At 39.5% G+C, this 22,404-nt stretch carries 13 protein-coding genes; 8 read left to right on the forward strand and 5 right to left on the reverse strand.

The annotated features are described in order from the left end of the window. The first annotated feature begins 21 nt into the window (after positions 1 to 21). The 6 genes from ACNKXV_RS01085 to ACNKXV_RS01110 all read left to right on the forward strand — a co-directional run bounded on the left by ACNKXV_RS01085 (position 22) and on the right by ACNKXV_RS01110 (position 12,824). On the forward strand, positions 22 to 2,949 hold the full coding sequence (locus tag ACNKXV_RS01085; protein ID WP_417905853.1) for a SusC/RagA family TonB-linked outer membrane protein: 2,928 nt from the start codon (positions 22 to 24) through the stop codon (positions 2,947 to 2,949). A gap of 26 nt (positions 2,950 to 2,975) precedes the next feature. Beyond that, positions 2,976 to 4,586, forward strand: a complete 1,611-nt coding sequence (locus tag ACNKXV_RS01090) for a RagB/SusD family nutrient uptake outer membrane protein (RefSeq protein WP_417905854.1) — start codon at positions 2,976 to 2,978, stop codon at positions 4,584 to 4,586. A gap of 18 nt (positions 4,587 to 4,604) precedes the next feature. Continuing rightward, complete coding sequence (locus ACNKXV_RS01095; RefSeq protein WP_417905855.1) at positions 4,605 to 5,747, forward strand: SusE domain-containing protein; 1,143 nt, start codon at positions 4,605 to 4,607, stop codon at positions 5,745 to 5,747. Between the two features lie 61 nt (positions 5,748 to 5,808). Then, positions 5,809 to 9,180 (forward strand): alpha-amylase family glycosyl hydrolase, encoded by a 3,372-nt coding sequence (locus ACNKXV_RS01100; RefSeq protein ID WP_417905856.1) that lies wholly within the window; start codon positions 5,809 to 5,811, stop codon positions 9,178 to 9,180. Position 9,181: 1 nt separating this feature from the next. Then, positions 9,182 to 9,898 (forward strand): hypothetical protein, encoded by a 717-nt coding sequence (locus ACNKXV_RS01105; protein ID WP_417905857.1) that lies wholly within the window; start codon positions 9,182 to 9,184, stop codon positions 9,896 to 9,898. Between the two features lie 370 nt (positions 9,899 to 10,268). After that, a complete protein-coding gene (locus ACNKXV_RS01110) occupies positions 10,269 to 12,824 on the forward strand; it encodes an adenosylcobalamin-dependent ribonucleoside-diphosphate reductase (RefSeq protein WP_417905858.1) in 2,556 nt (851 codons plus the stop codon). A 122-nt stretch (positions 12,825 to 12,946) separates the two neighbouring features. On the opposite strand, the gene ACNKXV_RS01115 is transcribed toward ACNKXV_RS01110, so the two are convergent. The 3 genes from ACNKXV_RS01115 to ACNKXV_RS01125 all read right to left on the reverse strand — a co-directional run bounded on the left by ACNKXV_RS01115 (position 12,947) and on the right by ACNKXV_RS01125 (position 17,223). After that, positions 12,947 to 15,532 (reverse strand): cellulase family glycosylhydrolase, encoded by a 2,586-nt coding sequence (locus tag ACNKXV_RS01115; RefSeq protein ID WP_417905859.1) that lies wholly within the window; start codon positions 15,530 to 15,532, stop codon positions 12,947 to 12,949. Positions 15,533 to 15,555: 23 nt separating this feature from the next. After that, complete coding sequence (locus tag ACNKXV_RS01120; RefSeq protein ID WP_417905860.1) at positions 15,556 to 16,443, reverse strand: hydroxypyruvate isomerase family protein; 888 nt, start codon at positions 16,441 to 16,443, stop codon at positions 15,556 to 15,558. A 75-nt stretch (positions 16,444 to 16,518) separates the two neighbouring features. After that, on the reverse strand, positions 16,519 to 17,223 hold the full coding sequence (locus ACNKXV_RS01125) for an NUDIX hydrolase (protein WP_417905861.1): 705 nt from the start codon (positions 17,221 to 17,223) through the stop codon (positions 16,519 to 16,521). Between the two features lie 106 nt (positions 17,224 to 17,329). Here ACNKXV_RS01125 and galK point away from each other — a divergent pair, with 106 nt between their 5' ends. Together galK and ACNKXV_RS01135 are read left to right on the forward strand one after the other, a co-directional pair. Beyond that, the gene (gene galK / locus ACNKXV_RS01130; RefSeq protein WP_417905862.1) at positions 17,330 to 18,502 is read left to right on the forward strand and encodes a galactokinase; all 1,173 of its coding nucleotides are present in this window, start codon (positions 17,330 to 17,332) and stop codon (positions 18,500 to 18,502) included. Continuing rightward, positions 18,499 to 19,539: a UDP-glucose--hexose-1-phosphate uridylyltransferase gene (locus ACNKXV_RS01135; protein ID WP_417905863.1), complete on the forward strand. Its 1,041-nt coding sequence runs from the start codon at positions 18,499 to 18,501 to the stop codon at positions 19,537 to 19,539. Before galK ends, ACNKXV_RS01135 begins: the two co-directional genes overlap by 4 nt. Positions 19,540 to 19,793: 254 nt before the next feature. Here the strand turns inward: ACNKXV_RS01135 and ACNKXV_RS01140 are convergent, their stop codons facing one another. Next, positions 19,794 to 21,383 (reverse strand): solute:sodium symporter family transporter, encoded by a 1,590-nt coding sequence (locus tag ACNKXV_RS01140; RefSeq protein WP_417905864.1) that lies wholly within the window; start codon positions 21,381 to 21,383, stop codon positions 19,794 to 19,796. A 36-nt stretch (positions 21,384 to 21,419) separates the two neighbouring features. Next, the coding region (locus ACNKXV_RS01145; protein ID WP_417905865.1) for an aldose epimerase family protein at positions 21,420 to 22,404 on the reverse strand (985 nt) is incomplete at its 5' end.

The raw sequence follows: 22,404 nt of genomic DNA on the forward strand, positions 1-22,404 counted from the left end.
TCAAAACCCAATCGAAAATTTATGAGAACTTTAATTAAAAGCACATTGTTTTTGCTGTTTATGCTACCAATGAGCTTTTTTGCCCAAAACACCGTTAGTGGTAATGTTAGCGAAAATGCTACAGGCTTACCTCTTCCAGGTGTGAACGTAATAGTTAAAGGTACCTCAAATGGTACCACTACAGATTTTGATGGTAATTATACCATTCAGAATGTAGCTAATGAAGATGTTCTGATTTTTTCCTTTTTAGGATTTGTAAGTCAGGAGATCCCTTATCAGGGACAATCTACTATAGATGTCCTTTTAGATGAAGATGCGGCTTCTTTAGATGAAGTTGTATTAATTGGTTATGGTGCAACCTCAGAGCAGGATGCAACTGGAGCTGTGGAGAAAATATCTTCAGAGCAGTTCAACCAGGGAGCAGTTGTTGCTCCGGAACAACTTATTGCAGGTAAATCTGCCGGAGTTCAGGTAACCCCCGGTGGTGGTGCTCCAGGACAGGGAGGTACCATTCGTATTCGAGGTGGTTCTTCTCTTTCGGCATCTAATGACCCGCTTATCGTAGTTGATGGTGTGCCTTTGGACCAACGTGGTGTTTCAGGATCAAGAAACGCCTTAAACTCTATTAACCCCAACGAGATCGAAGATTTCACAGTATTAAAAGATGCTGCTGCAACTTCTATCTATGGATCTAGAGCTTCAAACGGTGTAATTTTGATTACTACCAAAAAAGGTAAGAAAGACACTCCGTTCCAGTTCACTTACGATGTAAAGACATCAATAGGTAACATTAACGATAAAGTGAATGTTTTAAGCGCTGATGAATTCAGAAACCTTATAACCAACACACCTGGAACAGATCCTTCTTTATTAGGAACTGCGAATACAGACTGGCAGGATCAAATCTATCAAACTTCTGTAGGAGCAATCCACAACCTTACGGCTACTCAGGGAAAAGGTGATTTTTACTACCGACTGAATTTTAACCAAACAGCCGAAACCGGAGTACTAACCGGTGATTATTATGAAAGAAATGCATTCAATATTTCATTGAATCAGGATCTTTTTGATAATAAACTAAAACTTACCCTTACTTCTAAGAACAGTCTGGATAAGAACAAGTTCGCAAATCAAGGTGCTATTGGAGCAGCTGTTGCTATGGATCCTACACAGGCTATATATGATGATTCGCTTCCTTTTGGAGGATTTTTCGAATTTTCACGTGTAAGCGGTGGTAGAGTTACTCAGCAAAACCTTGCTATAAGAAACCCGGTTGCCCTGTTAGAGCAAACTACAGATAACAACCAAACCAAGCGATCTATTACCAACCTTAACGCTGAATATAAATTTCATTTCCTTCCGGAATTGAAAGCAGTTGTTAATGCTGGTTTTGATTATGCTGAAGCAAGAGGAGATAAATTCACTCCGTTAATCGCTGCTTCGAATACAACGAATATCGATCAGTTTACGAAATATGATAACTTCAACAGAAACCTGTTGTTAGATACATATCTTAACTACCAGAAGGAAGTTGATTTCCTTGCTACTGAAGTAGATCTTACAGCTGGTCACTCTTACCAGGAATTCTTCTCATATTCAGATGTATTTGGAACTGAGCAGGACCGTACGGTAGATTTCCCGGTAAACGTTAACCGTAACTCTCTGGAGTCTTATTTCGCCAGAGCAAGTTTTGACATTAACGATAAATACCTGATTTCGGCAAGTATTAGAGCCGATGGTTCTTCAAGAGTTGCTCCGCAAAACAGATGGGGTTATTTCCCGGCTGCTTCTATTGGATGGAAATTGCATAACGAAGCATTCCTTGAAGATTCTAAAATCGTATCCAAACTTAAAATTCGTGGTGGATATGGTGAAACAGGAAACTATGAAATTGGTGCTAACTATGGTTACTTAGGATTATATACTCCTAGCCAGGGTGGTGCTTCATACCAGTTTGGAAACACTTTCGTTTCTACTTTAAGACCAGAAGAATATGACGAGAACCTTAAATGGGAAAGTCTTATTAACTATAATGCCGGTATTGATTTCGGATTTTTCAGCAACAGGCTAAGTGGATCTGTTGATGCTTATTACCGTGAAACTGAAGATCTTATCGCTACAGTTCCTGTACCAGCAGGTGCAAACCTTTCAGACCAGTTGCTTACAAACGTGGGGACTACGGTAAGTAGAGGTATTGAAGTTGGACTTAGCGGAGACATTGTAAGATCTGAAGATTTCAACTGGACACTTGGATATAACATCGCTTTCCAGGAACTTGAAATTACTCAGTTAACCCTTGGTGACGATCCAAACTTCTTTATTCCTCAGGGAGGAATTAGCGGTGGAGTTGGTAACAACATCCAGCTTTGGAAAGAAGGTTATGATCCAACTACCTTCTTTGTTTTCAGACAGGTTTACAACGAGGCAGGACAGCCAATCGAAGGTGCTTATGTAGATGTTAATGGTGACAACCAGATCACGGAGTCTGACAGACAGCCTTACAAAAAGGCTACTCCAGATTACTTTATGGGATTAACCAATACAATGAACTATAAGAATTTCGATTTCAGCTTTACTTTTAGAGGAAGCTTTGGAAATTACATCTATAACAACACTCAATCTGCCAACGGATTTGTAGAATCGGGAACAAACACTCCTTCTAATTACTACTCCAACTTCAATTCAAATGTATTGGATTCAGGATTTATCGATAGCCAGTTCTTCTCAGATTACTACCTGGAAGCTGCAGATTTCGTAAAGCTTGACAATGTTAGTATTGGATATTCGATCCCTGGTGAGAAAGTAGATTTCAGAGCCTCTTTGACGGCAAGCAATGTACTAACCATTACAGATTACGAAGGACTTGATCCTGAAGTTTTTGGAGGGATAGATAACAATTTCTACCCAAGATCCAGAAGATTTGTACTAGGATTGAACTTTGCATTTTAATGAAAAACAGAAAAATTAATACAATTATGTTTAATAGAATTAAGACAACATTCCTTGTTCTTTTTGGGATGGCTATTTTATGGTCATGTGAAAGCGAACTGGATCTTAAGCCTGAGGATAATACTGAAACGGCTGCTTCAGCCTTCGAAAACCCGGCGGCTTACAAGCAATTCCTTGCTAAGTTATATGCAGGTCTGGCGATTAGTGGTCAGGATGGTCCTGCCGGAAATCCGGATCTTTCCGGACTGGACGAAGGTTTCTCTCAATACCTTCGTTTATACTGGAAATTACAGGAACTAACTACTGAAGAAGCTGTAATTGGTTGGAATGATGGTACTATTAAAGACCTTCACAACCAGAACTGGACTTCAGGAAATGAGTTCATTAGAACCATGTATTCTCGTGTGATGTATCAAATAGCTCAGTCAAACGAGTTCTTGAGACAAACTGAAGCTTCTAAGCTTGATGCTCGTGGTGTAGACAGCAGTTTAAAAGCTGAGATCGAAAATTACAGAGCTGAAGCAAGATTTTTAAGAGCTTTAAGTTACTGGCATGCACTTGATCTTTATGGAAACCCTCCTTTCGTAACTGAAGAGGACGAAGTTGGAGCTTTCCTTCCGGAGCAAATTTCCAGCCCTGAGCTATTTTCTTATATCGAAAGTGAATTACTTGACATTGAAGGAAAAATTACCGCTGCAGGAACCAATGAATATGGTCGTGCAGACCAGGCTGCAGTATGGATGCTACTGGCTAAATTATACCTGAATGCTGAAAAGTATACCGGTACAGGCAGATATAGCGAGGTTATCACTTACACTAACAAAGTGATCAACTCTAACTTCAGCCTTGTAGATGATTACCAGAAATTATTCCTTGCAGATAATGACTCTAACGGAGCTCAAAATGAGATCATCTTCCCTATTACTTTTGATGGGTTAAACACTCAGGCGTATGGTGGAATGACGTTTATTATTCATGCTGCTGTAGGTGGAGATATGGAACCGGACGATTTTGGAATCAACGGTGGATGGGCTGGTCTTAGAACCACTTCTGCTTTGGTTAACAAATTCCTTGATAACAACGACGATCCAATCGAAGATGTTCAGGACGAAAGAGCAATGTTCTTTACTAAAGGTCAAACTAAGGAGATCGTAAACATCTCTAACTTTAACGATGGGTACGCTGTTACCAAATTCAAGAATGTAGATGTAAACGGTAATGCAGGATCAGATCCTACAGGTGATTTCCCAGATACAGATTTCCCAATGTTCCGTTTGGCAGATGCTTACCTAATGTATGCTGAAGCTGTACTTAGAGGTGGTGGCGGAAGCGAAGCAGATGCTTTAGCTTATGTAAACCTTCTTAGAGAGCGTGCTTTTGGAGATGATTCTGAGAACATTTCTTCAGGTGATCTTACTCTTGATCTAATCTTAAGCGAAAGAGCAAGAGAATTATACTGGGAAGCTCACAGAAGAACTGACCTTATTAGATTCGGACAATTCTCAGACAGAGGTGTATGGCCATTTAAAGGTGGAGTACCTCAGGGAACAACTACCGAATCTTTCAGGGATCTAATGCCAATTCCGGCTTCAGACCTTGGAGTGAACACCAATTTGAAACAAAATCCAGGATATTAATATAACAATAGATTAAAAATGAAAAAGTTTTCAATTTTCTTATTAACGATAATAGCATTTGTAGGATTCACTTCCTGCGAACATGACGATGATGTGGTATTCGTTGCGCAGCCAGATGTAGACGGGATCATGTTCCTTAACGCAACTGCAGAGTCTTATACCCTAACCTCTCAAACTTCCGGAAACATTGCGGAAAGATTTGTTTGGAATGAAGTTGATTTTGATGCTCCAACAACCATAACTTACGAACTTCAGGGTTCATCTGAAGCTGGATTCTCTACTTTCGATATCATTGGAACTACAGGAGAAAACAACATGGCTGTTAAGGTTAGCCAGATGATGGCTTTGGCTACTGCTGCTGGATTGGATAACGATCCGGATACTGATATGCCAAATACAGGAGAAATTTTCTTCAGAGTTCGTGCTTACGCAGGGACTGATGGAAGCAATGGTTTAAACACTACTTCTGAAGTAATGTCTATTACGGTTGTTCTTCCTGAAACGGTAGAAGAAGGACCAGCGGCTCTTCCAATGATCTACGTTACTGGAAACTTCGCAACTGCAAGTGGATATGATGCAGACTGGAGTCCTGAAGCTGGTGTACCTCTTGCTGCTTCAGCTGAAGGTAAAACAGATTACGAAGGTTTCATTTACATGAATGTTGACCAGCCAATGTATAAATTCCTTCCAACCAACACAGGATGGGATGGAGATTACGGTGATGCCGGAGATTCTGACGGATCTTATACTGAAACGCTTAAGCAGGACGGTGAAGTAAACGCTGGTACTCCAGATGGTACAGGTGGTTACTTTTATGTTAAGGCCAATACTGAGGCACTTACCTACTCTTTAAAAGAAACTAACTGGGGTGTAATTGGAAATGCTACTCCAACAGGATGGGATTCAGATACAGACATGACTTACGATCCGGCTACTAAAATCTGGAGTGTAACTTTAGATCTTACTAAGCAGGATGCTCCAGATAATGGAATCAAATTCAGAGCTAATGATGAGTGGGCTCTAAACATTGGAGATACTGGTGCAGATGGAACAATGGAATTCAATGGAGAGAACATTAGTGTTCCTGAAGACGGAAACTACACGATCACTTTAGATCTTAGCAATCCAAGAATGTATACTTATACATTGACTAAAAATTAAGAATTAGTTATTTTTAAAGGGGCTATTCTAAATAGCCCCTTTTTTTTAAACCTGAGTTAAAATGAAAATTTATAAGTTACTGTTTCTATGGAGCTTGACCCTGGGACTAATTCAGGGTGCTGTAGCCCAGGAACAACAAGCCAGTGTGGTAGTTTCTCCAGATCCTTTTGGCGAAGACGACACCATCACCCTTACCTTTTCTGATATTGACCTCAACCAATGGGATGTTAATGATGCCTACCTATGGGCATGGAGCTACAACAGTGCAAATGTGCAACAGGATGCTCCAAATAATGGAAGCTGGAATAACTCAAAAGATGAGCACAAGCTTCAAAAAGAGAATGGAAAATTAACCATCTCCTTTAAAGTATCCGAGTTTTTTGGCCGCACCGGTCTTACAAAAATTGGATTTTTAGTCAAAGCCAAAGATGGCAGTGGCGATAAAAAAACACAGGATTTTGTATTTGATGTAGGGACTTTTGATCTCACCCTTAATAAACCTACTTCAAATTTTACCCTGCTACAAAACAATGAAGCATTGGAGATTTCGGCAAGCTCGAATATCGATGCAAAATTTGAACTGTATGTTAACGGGACTTTGGTAAACTCTACCTCTGCGCAGTCCAAAAATTATACATACTCCCTAAACTTAAGCGATTATAGTACTATTGAATTAAAAGCGATCGCAAATTCAGACACTCAGTCTGTTGTATTTTATGCGGCCCCAATGGCCACTGTTCCGCAAAAAGCATTACCTGCAGGAATGAAGGACGGGATCAATTATAATCCTAATAACCCTTCCAAAGCTACTTTTGTACTTTATGCTCCAAACAAGCAGGTAGTACACTGGATTGGTTCCCTGTACAACTGGGAAATTTCCAATGATTATTTAATGAATTACGATGCCGCGAAAGACAGATTTTGGATCGAACTGAACAATCTACCGGCTAACAGCGATATACTTTATCAGTACAAAGTTGATTACTCTATAGATATAGCCGATCCCTATTCACATTTGATCCTGGATCCATGGAATGACCAGTTTATTACAGATGAAACCTTTGCTAATATCCCGGATTACCCGTATGGCAAAACAACCAATGCCGTTACCTGGTTCCAGACGAAAACTTCAACTTATAACTGGGGAGATTCGGCTTTTGTAAAACCAGCCAAAGAAGACCTGGTGATCTACGAATTGTTATTAAGAGATTTCGATGAAGATCACTCTTACCAGGCACTTATCGATAGATTAGATTATCTGGAATCTCTTGGAGTTAATGCCATTGAGCTAATGCCGGTTAACGAATTTGATGGTAACGAAAGCTGGGGTTATAACCCATCTTTCCACATGGCGACAGATAAATATTACGGTTCGCCGGAAATGCTTAAAACTCTAATCGATGAAAGTCACCAGAGAGGGATAGCAGTAATTGCTGATATCGTATTTAATCATGCTACCGGGCAGAATCCATACTTTAGACTATACAATACAACCGGTGGAGAAACCAATGGAACTGCATCTGCAGATAGCCCATTCTTTAACCAGTCTCCTAAACATTCTTATAACGTTTTCAATGATTTCAACCATCAGTCGGCAGGAACTCAGGCTTATGTAAAGCGAATTGTTCAATACTGGATCGAGGAATTTAAATTTGACGGCTTCCGTTGGGATCTTACCAAAGGATTTACCCAGAATTGTACTGCAAATGACGAAGGTTGTACCGGTTCCTATCAGGCAGACCGTGTGGCTGTTCTAAAGAAATATGCAGATTTTCAGTGGGAAGTTGATGATGAGTCTTATGTGATTTTTGAACACCTTGGCGGAAATCAGGAAGAAACCGAATGGGCAAATTACAGGCTTGATGAAGGAAAAGGAATCATGTTATGGGCAAATATGACGGGTTCTTATGGAGAAGCCATCATGGGTTATAATAACAGTAACAAATCCAATTTTGAATGGGCTTCTTATAAAAAACGCGGTTGGGTAGAACCACAGAATATTGTTTACATGGAGAGTCATGATGAAGAGCGCCTTATGTACAAAGCGCTTCAGTATGGAAATGCTTCAGGAGACTATTCTGTAAAATCACTTTCTACGGCTTTAGACCGAATGAGCATGAATGCGGCATTCTTTTTTACAGTTCCCGGCCCTAAAATGTTATGGCAATTTGGAGAACTGGGATATGATTATTCTATAGATTACAACGGAAGGATTGGAAATAAACCAATTAAATGGGAATATTTTCAGGATGCTGAAAGGAAAGCCCTTTATAATGATTATTCCAAACTTATCGCATTAAAGACCACAGAGCCAATTTTTAATACTTCAGATTTTACGACTGATGCAGATAATGCAAATGGTTTAAAAACCATTCATTTATCAGAGGCTTCTGTGAATGAAGGAGACATATCTAAAATGCTTATAGTTGGAAACTTTGGTGTTGAAACCATTACTGTAGATGTGGAATTTCAAGTTACCGGAGCGTGGTATGACCTTTTTAACAATAACAAAAAGAAGAATATTACTACTAAGGTAACGTCGTTAACCTTGGCCCCGGGAGAATGGCACATCTTCGCCGATGAAGTTTCGGAATTGTTCCCTAACAACAATTTTCCGGATGCAGATGAAGACGGAGTTTCAGACGCTAATGATAAATGCCCCAACACCCCGGTTGGAGACAGAGTAAATGTGGAAGGCTGTACAGTTTTTCACTTACCGGCAGATGCATTCAGCGTAGAAGCAATTGGCGCAAGCTGTAATGGTGAAGCCAACGGAGCCGTTAATGTAAGCGCGAATATTACAGATTATGAATATGTTGTTTCCATAGATGGACAGAATTCCATCCAACTAAATTCAGCTAATAGTTATACTGATATTTTCCAGGGGCTGGAAACAGGGACTTACGATGTTTGTTTTACGGTTGTGGGAGAAGATGATTTTGAACAGTGCTTTTCAATAGGTATTACTGAACCACAAAATTTAAGTACCTATTCTGTGGTTAACCAGAACAGAGATCAGGTGACCTTAAAAATGAATGGAGCAAAGGAGTATTTTGTGATCCTTAACGGCAACCAAATCTCCACCACTCAAAATGAAATAACTCTTGATCTTCACACAGGTTTGAACAGGATTGAAGTTAAAACAGCTCTGGACTGCCAGGGAAGTTATTTTGAGGAAATTTTTGTGAGTGAAGAAATTGAATACGCGCCTAACCCTACTCAGGGATATCTTCAGGTGTATGTTTCAGGATTTGACACAGAAGTTAAGGTGGAAATTTTCAACAGCACCGGAAATCTTCTATCCCGAAAAATGGAAAAAGTTCCTGCCAACAGAGTTATTGAACTGGATGTGAATCACAGAAGTTCAGGATTATATATGGTACGTTTAAACGGACCTACAGTAGACAGAACATTTAAAGTAATTAAAGAATAAGATGAGAAAGTTATTAGCTTTTTTAATAATAGGATCACAGTTTCTTGCATCCTGCGACAGTGAACCTGCACCAGATACCACTCCTAACCCGGAGCCTACAGTAAATGCACCCGGAAAAGCAGGATTAAATCTTCCTGAAAACAATAAAGAATGTGAACAGGGGAATATTTCAGGCAACTCTGCAAGCGTAGATTTTAACTGGGATGCTTCAACCGAAACTACCAGCTATGCTCTTGAGATCACCAATTTAGACACTCAGGAAAATATTTCAAAAACCGGAATTACAGATACTGCAACAGAAGTTACCTTAGAGAGAGGCCATCCGTATTCCTGGAAGGTTATATCCAGAAATTCAGGAGCCGTAAATACAAGTTCAGATACCTGGAAGTTTTACCTTTCAGGTGATGGAGAATCCAACTTTGCTCCTTTTCCGGCTTCAGCGGTATATCCTACTCCGGGAGCGACAGTAACTCCAGAAAATGGAAAGGTGACCCTTCAATGGGAAAATGTTCAGGATCCGGATGGAGATACGGTGACTTACACCCTATTCGCAGATAGCGTGGACGGATCTCAAACCCCTCCGGCAGAATGGAAAAATATTACTGCTACAAGTATGGAAATTAATGTAAATTCCAATACCGTTTATTACTGGAAGGTTATTACAAGTGATGGTACAAATTCTTCTACGAGTGTTACCTATACATTTAAAACCACATAATAGATTAGATACAATTTAATTTTGGATTTTCGTAGGTGTTAATTCAAGAAAGGCCGGTCAAATTGACCGGCCTATTTTTTTTCATTTGATAGAATATATGATCGATTTAGGTAAAAAATTGAGCATTTTATATCTATTCCTCTTCTGTTTTCACGGGTTTTGTTCAAAAACACTATTGCAAATGATGAAAATATTAGTTTTCATTATTTGTCAACTTTTTATTGTTAGTAAATTTCTAATCATTTGTTTTAAAGCCTATTAACAACTTTTCCTTGATAACTTTTTCTAAAGGTTTTGTTAATTGTCTCAAAACTTTGTTTAGTTTTATCCCTCTTAAATAACATAACTCTAACCTAAAAATCTCATTTGTATGCCTGTACAAGAAAAACCAGTCGTTCCGAAAACTTTTACCCAGGAACAGGCTTTTGAAGCTTCTCTTAAATATTTTAAAGGCGATGACCTTGCCGCAAGAGTGTGGGTTAATAAATATGCCCTGAAAGATTCTGATGGGAATATTTATGAACTTACCCCTAATGATATGCACAGGCGTATCGCAAAAGAAATCGCGAGAGTCGAAAAGAAATATCCAAACCCAATGAGTGAGGATGAAGTTTTCGATCTTATCAAAGATTTTAAATATATAGTACCACAGGGAAGTCCAATGGCCGGGATTGGTAATCCTTATCAGGTAGGATCTCTTTCCAACTGTTTTGTAATTGGAAATGATGGGAATTCAGATTCGTATGGTGGGATTATGAAAATTGACCAGGAGCAGGTACAATTGATGAAAAGACGAGGTGGTGTAGGTCACGATCTGTCTCACATACGTCCTAAAGGTTCAGCTGTAAAGAACTCAGCATTAACCTCAACCGGAGTCGTACCTTTTATGGAACGTTATTCAAACTCTACCAGAGAGGTTGCTCAGGATGGTCGTCGTGGAGCCCTTATGCTTTCGGTTTCTATCAACCACCCGGATGCTGAAGATTTTATCGATGCTAAAATGGAACAGGGGAAAGTTACAGGCGCCAATGTTTCGGTTAGGATCGATGATGAATTTATGAGAGCGGTTAGGAATAATTCTACTTATACTCAAAAATACCCGATCTTCTCTTCTCAGCCTAAGTTCTCAAAAGACATTGAGGCTGAAAAACTTTGGAAGAAGATCGTTCACAATGCATGGAAATCGGCAGAACCCGGGATTTTATTCTGGGATACCGTTATTAATGAATCTGTACCAGATTGCTATGCAGACCTTGGATACAAAACGGTTTCTACCAACCCTTGTGGAGAGATCCCGCTTTGTCCTTATGATTCCTGCCGACTATTAGCCATCAACCTTTTTAGCTATGTAGAGGAAGCTTTTACAGACAATGCACATTTCAATTTTGAACTTTTCAGAAAACATGTAGGTGCGGCTCAAAGGATCATGGATGATATTATTGATCTTGAACTTGAAAAGATCGACAACATTATCGCTAAGATCGATGCCGATCCGGAAAATGAAGAGATCAAGGCTGTAGAGAAAAATCTATGGTTAAACATACGTACCAAAGCTAAAGAAGGACGGAGAACCGGAATTGGGATCACTGCGGAAGGTGATATGCTTGCAGGATTAGGGATTAGATATGGTAGTAAAGAAGGAATTGATTTTTCTGTAGATATTCATAAGCAAATCGCATTGGCAGCTTACCGTGCTTCGGTAGATACTGCTAAGGAAAGAGGAGCTTTTGCAATTTTCGATTCAGAAAGAGAAAAAAATAATCCGTTTATCCTTAGACTTAAGGAAGCAGATGAAAAGCTTTATTATGACATGCTGGAATACGGCCGTAGAAATATCGCTTTGCTTACCATCGCGCCTACGGGTACTACGAGTTTGATGACTCAAACAACTTCCGGAATCGAACCGGTTTTCCTTCCTGTATATAAAAGAAGAAGAAAAGTAAATCCAAACGATAAAGAAGCGAGAGTAGATTTCGTGGATGAAGTTGGAGATTCATGGGAAGAATATGTGGTTTTCCACCACCGTTTCAAAGAGTGGATGAAAGCCAAAGGACATGATACCACTAAGAACTATTCCAACGAAGAACTGGACAAACTTGTAAAACTTTCACCTTACTATCAGGCTACTTCTAACGATGTGGATTGGCTAAGCAAAGTGAAAATGCAGGGAGCCGTTCAAAAATGGATAGACCACTCTATAAGTGTTACCATTAACCTTCCAAATGATGTTAATGAAGAACTTGTTGGAAAACTATACCTGGAAGCATGGGAAGCTGGTTGTAAAGGAGTAACGGTTTACAGAGACGGTTCCCGTTCCGGAGTACTTATTTCCAACGATGAGAAAAAAGAAGAAGAAACTGAGCAAACTGCCGGGAACTTCCCGCTTAAAAGACCGGATACGCTCACTGCAGATGTGGTTAGATTCCAGAATAACAAAGACAAATGGATCGCCTTTATTGGTTTAGTAGACGGCCGACCTTATGAGATCTTTACCGGTTTCGCCGATGATGAAGAAGGAATTCTTATCCCTCGTTGGGTGACTGAAGGTTATATCATAAAAGCCAGAAATAGCGATGGTACTTCAAGATATGATTTCCAGTACGAGAACAAAAGAGGATATAAAACAACTATTGAAGGACTTTCTCATAAATTCAACCCTGAGTTCTGGAACTATGCGAAATTGATTTCCAGCACGCTGCGCCATGGAATGTCCATCGATAATGTGGTAGACCTTATCAACAGTTTACAACTGGATAGTGAATCTATCAACACCTGGAAAAACGGAGTGGTAAGAGCCTTAAAACGTTATATCGCTGATGGTACGGTTGCCAAGAAGGAAAAGTGTAGTAACTGTAATTCTTCAAACCTGATTTACCAGGAAGGATGTTTGACCTGTAAGGACTGTGGTTCTTCTAAATGTGGTTAATAATCAACTTTCTTTAAATATAAAAGGTCCTGCAAATTGCAGGACCTTTTTTTATGTTTAGAGAGCAGGACCTGATATCTACCTCCTGTCCCCCCACTCTAGTTTTAAAACGTGAAAACAGTTTATTCAAGTCTTAAACTTCTTATCCCAATACTGTGTGACTGCTGAAGCTTTTCCTGCTCTATTCCCGGGCCTATAGAAAATTGAACACTTTCAACCTGATTAAGATCCAGATCGAGAGCTCCATTATATGAATGTTCAAAGTAGTACGGTAAAAAGCCGGGATATGGTCTGGGCAGGGTTACAGTTTTAACTGGCAGCAGGTCTTCTATTTTGATTTCAATTTCCTTAATCTCCGGAGTTAATTCTACCACTTTCCCAAAAGATGCACCGTTTTTCATGACCAGAGCAACCTGTAATTTCCCGGTTTCGTTTTGTAGATTCCTGGCTTTAAGCACCAATTTCTTTTTATCCGAAAAATCTATTCCTTTTGTTTTATCAGCGAAATTATACCGGAAGGAATAGTCATAAACTGGCCTGGCATTTAAATTTTCAGGGTCTTTGGTAAATAGCTGTTCTAAATGTATCTGAAATTCATCTTCAGTATCATTAACCGGGATAATCTTATTCCCCGGCGACCATGAACGTACCACTTTATCTGAATCTTTTGAAGCACTAAAAAGATAGATAGGTGAATTTTCAGAATAAATCCTTATACTAAAAGTTTCAGAAGAATGGAAATCCCAATCGTCCGGACTGCCTTGTACTCCTTCAGGAAAAGTAAATTTCCCATTCGAGGTTGTCACGATAATGCGATACTTCAGAATCCCTTCGGTTAAAAGTTCTTGCGGAACCTGAGCTGAATAATCATAATTACCGGAAGCCATCAATTCAACTGAATTATAAGTATTAGCGTTTTGAAACCAGACTTCCACTTTTTCAATATTCTCATTAGAAACCAAAGTCGCATTGAGTTCGATATTATTTCCTGCAGTTAATGCTGTAACCGGTTTGTGAACCAAATAGGTTTTATCTACTGTTTCAGTCTGTGCTTCGAAACCTCTTAAATCAACACCCAATTTATTTGAAAGATTCTGAATATCTACTTCCTTATTGGGTGCAGTAAGCAAATAAGCTCCCGGACGAACCGGAAAACTTCCTTCAGTGGCTTCCGCAGTATTTTGATTACCTTCATTTAATCCTATAATCTGAAAATTCCCGCCAAGATCCTTAAGATCAATATTCATTTTATTTTCTGCCCATTTAATCACGGCCACAGTTTTATCCAGGCTGTTCGCGCCAAAAGGATTATCAATAAGAATAGGATCTGGCATTACTTCAAGTCGCCACACTCCGTTCTCAAGTTTATCCAGAAAATAAGCTCCTTTCCCGTTATAAGCAACAAGCCTGGAATTTCCATGACCGGCAATTTCCTCTATAGTTCCAGGAGATTTAGGCTCTATGGAATTAGTATTAGTGTAGATGAACTTTTTTCCGGAATTATAGGTAGCTATATCTCCTTCATAAGCGATCTTAAAATCTCCGAATTCCAGATTTTCTGGATAGACCCCCTGATCTTCTCCCAACTCTACATTATGAAAAATCTCTGATGCGATCATGAGTGCCAGCGCCTTATGCGGAATATAATTCAAATTCATATAATGCGTATTATACTCGGTATTAGCGTAAGCCAGGAATGTTGGATCGTACGCAAAGTGAGTGGCGATCTGGATCCCGGCTTCCCTAAAACTTCTTGCCATGGCCGGATACATATAGGCTTTGTTCACATCTGCCGCATCAAACTCATAAACCAGTTTTGCAGCATTATTCTTTTTGATCACTTCTTCAAAAGGAATATCGTAATCATTCACATTGGGCAAAAGATTTCCTTCTAACTCCTGCTGAAATCCGAGCCCGGTGGGATACCATTGAAAAGTTCCTCCCTGAATATTAGAATCAAAATAAGTCTCTGCGAGCTGTATGCTATGGCTAACATTATAAAAAACCGGCTTTTTAGTACCAGTTTTTCTGATCGCTGCCACCATTTTATTGATAAAACGCTTTACCTCTTTGGGAGTTCCCCGGTGATGTGGTTCATTACTAACCTCGATTGCAATAATATTAGGCTCATTTTTATAAGCCACGCCGGTAAATGGATTTACATGTTCCATAAACTGGGTGAGATAATTTTGCTGAGCTTTTATGGCTTCAGGATTGGTAAGGCTGTTTTCCTTTCCGTATTTATTGGAGAAGCCCGGGGTGTCCTCATCAGGCTCCGGCCAGCCATTCCCCCAATAGGCAATGGGAGTGATCACAAAATTGATATCCCTCTCCTTTAACTGCTGAATTAGATAATCGAAAGTTTCAAGATTTTCATTCTGGATCAAATTACCTTTCTCATCACTAATTTCTGTATCCCAAACGTGCAGCCGGTACAGATCGAAACCAAGTCTGGTAAAATGATAAATATCCCGGTCAATCTCTTTCTTTATATCAAGGCCTCTCTTTTTGGCAGATCTAAAAGCATGAGCAAAAGGTGCTGAATAATTTACTCCGAAACCATGAACTTCCATATCGTTATGTCCCCAGCGCATAATGCCATCACCATCTACATATACATCTGACTGCTGAACATCCTGACTCATTAGATCTGGCACTAAAAAGACCAAAGCCATTAATAACAGGCTGAATTTTAAATTGAATCTCATAAATTTTAATCGAAAGGGTATTATTAAATATCGCAGATCTCCATCGCTTCTTTAAGGGCTGAAAGTTTGTCCTTATAAGTAGGTATGAATTCCTGGGCCACAAAACCTTTGAATCCGGTCTTGGCAATGGCATTCATTATAGCCGGATAATAAAGTTCCTGAGTATGATTGATCTCATTTCTCCCGGGATTCCCTCCGGTATGATAATGGGTAATATACTGATGGTTCTCCTTAATTGTTCTTATCACATCACCTTCCATGATTTGCATGTGATAAATATCATAAAGTAGTTTAAAGTTTGGGCTATCAAGCCTTTTTGCAAGTTCAACACCCCATTGGGTATTATCACACATATAGTCGGCGTGATCAACTTTACTGTTTAACAGCTCCATGACCAAAGTAACATTTCTTTCCTGCGCATATTTAACAAGCGGAGTTAGACCCTCAACGCAATTATTTAAACCCGTTTCATCGTCCATCCCGTTCCGGTTTCCGGAAAAACAAATAACGTTTTGAATATTATGGGCAGCAGCCTTTTCAATAAGACCTTTATAAGCACTTTGCAACTGCTGATGATTCCGGCAGTCGTTAAATCCTTTGGTTAAACTGGCAAAATCATCGGTAGCCATAGAACAGATGAGGCCATGTTTTTCAATGGTATCCCATTCAGAAGGTTTTAAAAGATCAATGGCTTGAATTCCCATTTCCCGACAGGCTTTCGCAAATTTCTCAAGGGGAATATCTTCATAGCACCAGCGACAAACGGAATGATTTATCCGGTTTCCTGAATTTTTAGGAGAAACTTCCCTGAAATTAGAAGCCAAAATTTGTGAGGCACCCGGCAAACTAATAAGTCCAGCCCCGAGTCCCAAATTTTTGATGAGTTTCCTCCTGTTTATTTTATCAGCCATTGAAATAAATTTTTCTAAAAATAATAATAAATGTAAAATTTACCATTATTATTTTCTTTTATTTCAGACTGATCTTCAGGAGAATTCAAAGTTATAACCCGCAGTTAGGAGATTTTGGTAATTCTCATAATTGAATTTATAGAGGAAAGCTCCTCGTTTACTCGAGGACTTATCTTTCTCGTCCAGTTTTTCCAGAACATTCAAGGACAGTACTTTTTTTCTGAAGTTTCTGGCATCCAGTTCCCGTTGATAAATAGCCTCATATAAGGCCTGAAGCTGGGGAATGGTAAATTTTTCCGGAAGAAGTTCAAATCCTATTGGCTTGTACCTGGCATTTTGCTTTAGTTGTTCCAGGGCATCCTGCACCATTTGATTATGATCAAGGATTAGCTCCGGTAAATCACCAATTTCATACCATTTTGCGCCATGCTTTTCCACAAGTTCTTCGCTATAATCATCAATTCTTATCAAGGCATATTGAGCAACGGAGATACAGCGGTACCCGGGATCACGATCCTTTTTCCCATAGGTTCTAAGTTGTTGCATAAAAACATTTTCAAGCCCTGTGGTCTCCTTTAAAACCCGTTGCCCGGCAATGTCCAGATCTTCATCCAGTCTTACAAAACTCCCTATTAAAGACCATTCACCCTCCAATGGAGAGACCTTCCGCTTAAATACCAAAAGTTTGAGTTTAGACTGGTGAAAACCGAAAATGATGCAATCTGTAGCAACATACATTTTCTCCTTTATTTGATATAGGTCGACCGTTTCTGGAGCCATGCAATACTGAATTTTTATAAAGATATATATTTAAAAATATGTCGGAATAACAATGAATGTATTTTTTACATTTATTATCTTTGAACTATTCAAAATTAAACAAGTCTTGGCAAATAATAGGTCTTTAGCTACCAAACCTTCAATTTCAGGGGACATTGGAACTCAAATAAATGTAGAATCCCCCGGTAGGATCAATTTGATCGGGGAACATACAGATTATAATGGAGGGTTTGCGATGCCTACTGCTATCGATAAAAAGATCTATTTGCAATTTCAAAAAAATTCTACAAGCGACCTCTGTCGCATCTTTAGCACTACTTATAATACAGGTTTTGAATTTTCACTTGATAAGACTTTCGAAAAAACTTCCGGCTGGGAAGATTATGTTCTGGGAGTCGTAAACGAATTAAAAGCGCTTGGCTGCGACTTAAATGGTTTCGACTGTATCATTGAAAGCGAATTACCTGTTGGAGCAGGAATAAGCTCCTCAGCCGCTCTGGAGTGTGGCATTGCCTCAGGTCTAAACAGTCTATTTAATCTTGGCTTGTCTAAAATGGATATCGTTAGGTTATCGCAACGGGCAGAAAACAACTTTGTAGGTAATCAATGTGGTATTATGGATCAGTTCTCCTCGGTTATGAGTAAAAAAGGCCATATAGGTTTGCTTGATTGTCAAAATCTGGATTTCGAATTTATTCCCGCACATTTTGGGAACTGCAAATTGTTGCTTTTAAATACCAATGTCTCGCATAACCTGGCCAACAGTGATTATAATAATCGCAGAGAGGAATGTGAAATGGCCGTAGAGATCATTAAAAAGGATTTGCCTAAGGTAAATTCCCTTAGAGATATAGATTTCGCTGTTTTGGAAAAGTATCAACAGGTTTTAGAACCAAAGATATACCAGCGTTGTTTGTATGTATTAAACGAAAATAAAAGGGTTAAGAAGGCTGCGGAAGCTTTACGATCCGGTAACCTTAGAAATTTTGGGCAATTGATGTACAAGTCGCACGAGGGTTTGCAACAAAATTATGAGGTTAGTTGTCCGGAACTGGATTTTCTGGTTGAATTTTCCCGGGACAAAGATTTTATTTATGGCTCCAGAATGATGGGCGGTGGTTTTGGTGGCTGCACTATCAATTTGATTGAAGAAAACGAAATTGATCCCTATATCGCCGAAGTTTCAAAAGCGTATTTTGAAAAATTCGGAATTAAGCTGGATACAATTAACGTATCTCCCGGAGAAGGAACCATTATCTCAAAAAGATCTTTAGCATGAACATTAAGCTCAATACCACTCCTCATCGCAGATATAATATTTTAACCGGCGAATGGATCCTGGTTTCTCCTCACCGAACCAAACGCCCCTGGCAGGGAAAAACCGAAGAGAATAAAACGGAAGAAAAAACTGCTTATGATGCTTCCTGTTATTTGTGCCCGGGTAATAACAGAGCCAGTGGCGACACTAACCCCAATTATACCGAGCCCTACACATTTAGAAATGACTTCTCCAGCCTTCTTCCAGATTCACCTGAAATTGACTTTAATGAAGGCCTTCTAAAAGCAGAAAGTGAAAGAGGAATTTGCAAAGTGGTTTGCTTTTCACCGGATCATTCCCTTACGCTTCCTTTAATGGAAGTAGAAGATATTACCAGGGTGGTAAAAATGTGGAAAAAAGAATTTGCTGAACTCGGTGGTCTGGATGGCATCAACTATGTTCAGATCTTTGAGAATAAAGGCGCGATCATGGGCTGTAGTAATCCGCATCCTCATGGGCAGATCTGGTCTCAATCTTCAATCCCAACAGAAATACTTAAAAAGTCTCAGAAGTTCAAAGAATATTGGGATGAGCATATAACCAGTTTATTAGGTGCTTATCTGGAACAGGAATTAAAAACCGGGGAGCGAATTCTGGATGAAAATGAACATTTTGTATCGCTGGTCCCCTATTGGGCGGTATGGCCTTTTGAAGCCATGATCATCCCTAAAAGACACATTCGCCATATTGGAGAATTAACTGAAAGCGAGGAGATCGCCTATGCAGAGATCATAAAGAAATTGACCATTAAATACGATAATCTGTTTGAAACTTCTTTTCCTTATTCTTCAGGAATTCATCAATCCCCAACCGATGGGAAAGAGTATCCAGAGTGGCATTTTCATATGAGCTTTTATCCACCGCTGCTTCGATCAGCAACTGTAAAGAAATTCATGGTGGGATATGAAATGTTTGCCGGACCGCAACGTGATATTACGGCCGAAGAGGCAGCAAATCGTCTTAATGAACTTTCAGAAATACATTATTCGAAACAATAAGATCCGCTTATAGAAACCAGGGATACCAACAAAAGCTTGCAGAAATTCCCGATATTTCTGCGAGTACTGTTACCAAAAGCCTTACGACAATCATGAACCCGGAACCGGGTGAAGCTCCTATAGAATATAAAATGAAACTTCTATAATTCACAGGGAATCTACTTCTCAAAAATCAAATAATTAAACAAAAAAACCTGTGAATAGGTAAGTCAAACTTTACCATATTCACAGGTTCTACATATGTTTTTAATTATTTACTGAGCGAAGTAAACGTAAACGAATACTACCATCACGCAAATTGCGATCCCAACAGGCAACACATATTTCCATGGGCTAATATCCACCTGTTTGGTGTGCTCCAGTACAAAATCTGAAGTTCTTGGCTTGATTTTTCCAATTATAAACATGATGGCGATATTCATGACAAATAGTATGGCCATTACATGTAAATAGTGAGGAAGTGCATCTTCGCCTACTACGAAATATTTTAGACCAAGATATACCAGATAAAGTCCTACCCCACTAAAAAGGGCCACCTTGGCAGCAATCGCAGGAATCTTTTTAGTTAAATATCCCACCACTACAATGGTAAGAATTGGAATACTGTAAGCTCCGTTCACTTCCTGTAAATAACCAAATAATCCCTGAGGGGCATTGGCTATTAGCGGAGCGATAAACATAGAGGCTATGGCGATAAAAATTCCAAATGTCTTTCCTTTTCTAACCACTTCTTTTTCTGAAGCGTCCTTATTAAAATGATGCTTGTAAATATCTACCCCGAAAAGAGTTACTGAACTGTTCAGCGCAGAGTTAAAGGAACTAAGGATCGCTCCGAATAATACTGCAGCAAAGAATCCAACCAATACCGGTGGCAATACTGCATTTACTAAAGCCGGATAAGCCTGATCTGCATTTTCAAGATCTCCCTGGAACATATGCCATGCAATGATCCCCGGAAGTACCACGATAATTGGTCCTAATATTTTAATAAAGGCAGCTAGCATTAAACCTTTTTGCCCCTCTTTAAGGTTCTTGGCGGCAAGCGCACGTTGGATGATCGCCTGATTGGTTCCCCAGTAAAAAAGCTGAACCAGCATCATCCCTGTAAATATGGTTGAAAATGGTACCGAAGCATCCGGACCACCAATAGAATCAAATTTTTCCGGATTGCTGTCTACTAGCGTTGTAAGACCGGTCATCATGTCCCCGTCTCCAATGGCCATCAATCCAAATACCGGAATCATAAGCCCTCCTATTAATAAACCAATGGCATTAATAGTATCTGAAACAGCAACAGCTTTAAGTCCGCCAAAAATCGCGTAAATAGAACCAATTATACCTATCCCCCATACACAGATCCAAATAGATGCCGTATGGCTAACCCCAAGCAACCCCGGGATATCGAACATGGTACTAATCGCTAAACTTCCTGAATAAAGGACGATAGGAAGAAAAATGATCATGTATCCTGAAAGGAACAAGGCGGAAACTATGGACTTGGTTGTCCTGTCGAAACGTTTTTCCAGAAATTGTGGGACTGTGGTTAACCCACCTTTCAGATATCTTGGAAGTAAAAATAAGGCAGTGATCACAATGGCCAGAGCTGCCAGAGTTTCCCAGGCCATCACCAGAATACCTTCTGTATAAGCTGAACCGTTTAAACCAACGATCTGTTCTGTAGAAAGGTTGGTAAGTAGCACAGAACCTGCAATTACGCCGGCGGTTAGACTTCTACCCCCCAGAAAATAACCATCGCTGGTTGTTTCGTCTGTAGACCTGGTTGCAAAATATGCAATAATAGCTACAAGGGCGGTAAACCCTACAAAGGATAAAATTCCAATCATAATCTTTTCTTAAAATTTCGGTTAAATATAGAATTATTATTTGACAGAAAAGGCAAAAACAATGTTGTTTTCATAGACTTCTCCGGGTTCCAGAATACTTGAAGGAAAGTTTCTAAAATTAGGCGCATCGGGATAATTCTGTGCTTCTATGGCCACAGCCGGGAAACTTTCATCTATCTCTGAATGATATTGAACATTTTCTGGCAGACTTTCCGGGGAATAAACCACGATTACAGGCTGATTGCTACTTACCCGAAGTTTGATGCCGGTTAATGGGGCAAATAACTGGGCCGGTACCTCTTCCTCCATTACATCCAGGACAAAGACATCGTCCAGCTCTCTGTTACCCAGAATCTTGCTTTGGCGGTAATCTTTCGCATTTTCCTTTAATTTGGTGAGATTTCCCGTGGGCAGATTATTTTCATCGAGTTCCAGTATTTTTGATGCGTTTACCTGTAAAAAATGATCACTTACACTACCGCCACCGTTAAGGTTAAAATAGCTGTGATTGGTAAGATTTACGATCGTGGTTTTATCGGTTCTGGCTTTATAGCTTACCAGAATTTTATCATCTTCAGTTAAGGTATAAGTCACCTCAACCTTCAGCCTTCCGGGAAAACCTTCTTCCATGTCTTCACTTATATAAGTAAGCATAACAGACGGATCTTCGCCAGAAGTCACCTCTCCTATTTCCCATAAGCGGGTTTGAAAACCAGATTTTCCGCCGTGAAGATTCGCCCCGGTAATATTTTCATGAAGATCATAATCTTTGCCCTCAAGGCTGAATTTTCCTTTGGATATTCGACCGGCGAATCTACCTATAGTCGCCCCGAAACATTTATTATCTTCCTTATAGCTGTCCTTTAGATATTCCGCAGCATCATTCGGCCCCACTATTAAACTGATCAAATTTCCATGTTTATTCCGCATTTTAAAATTAAAAATGGTCGCACCATAATTAAGAATTTGCAGAACACTGTTATTGGAGTTTTTAAGCTCAGTGATCTTAAGATCTGAAGGT

The sequence above is a fragment of the Christiangramia aquimixticola genome, from assembly GCF_048285835.1.
Lineage (GTDB): Bacteria > Bacteroidota > Bacteroidia > Flavobacteriales > Flavobacteriaceae > Christiangramia > Christiangramia aquimixticola.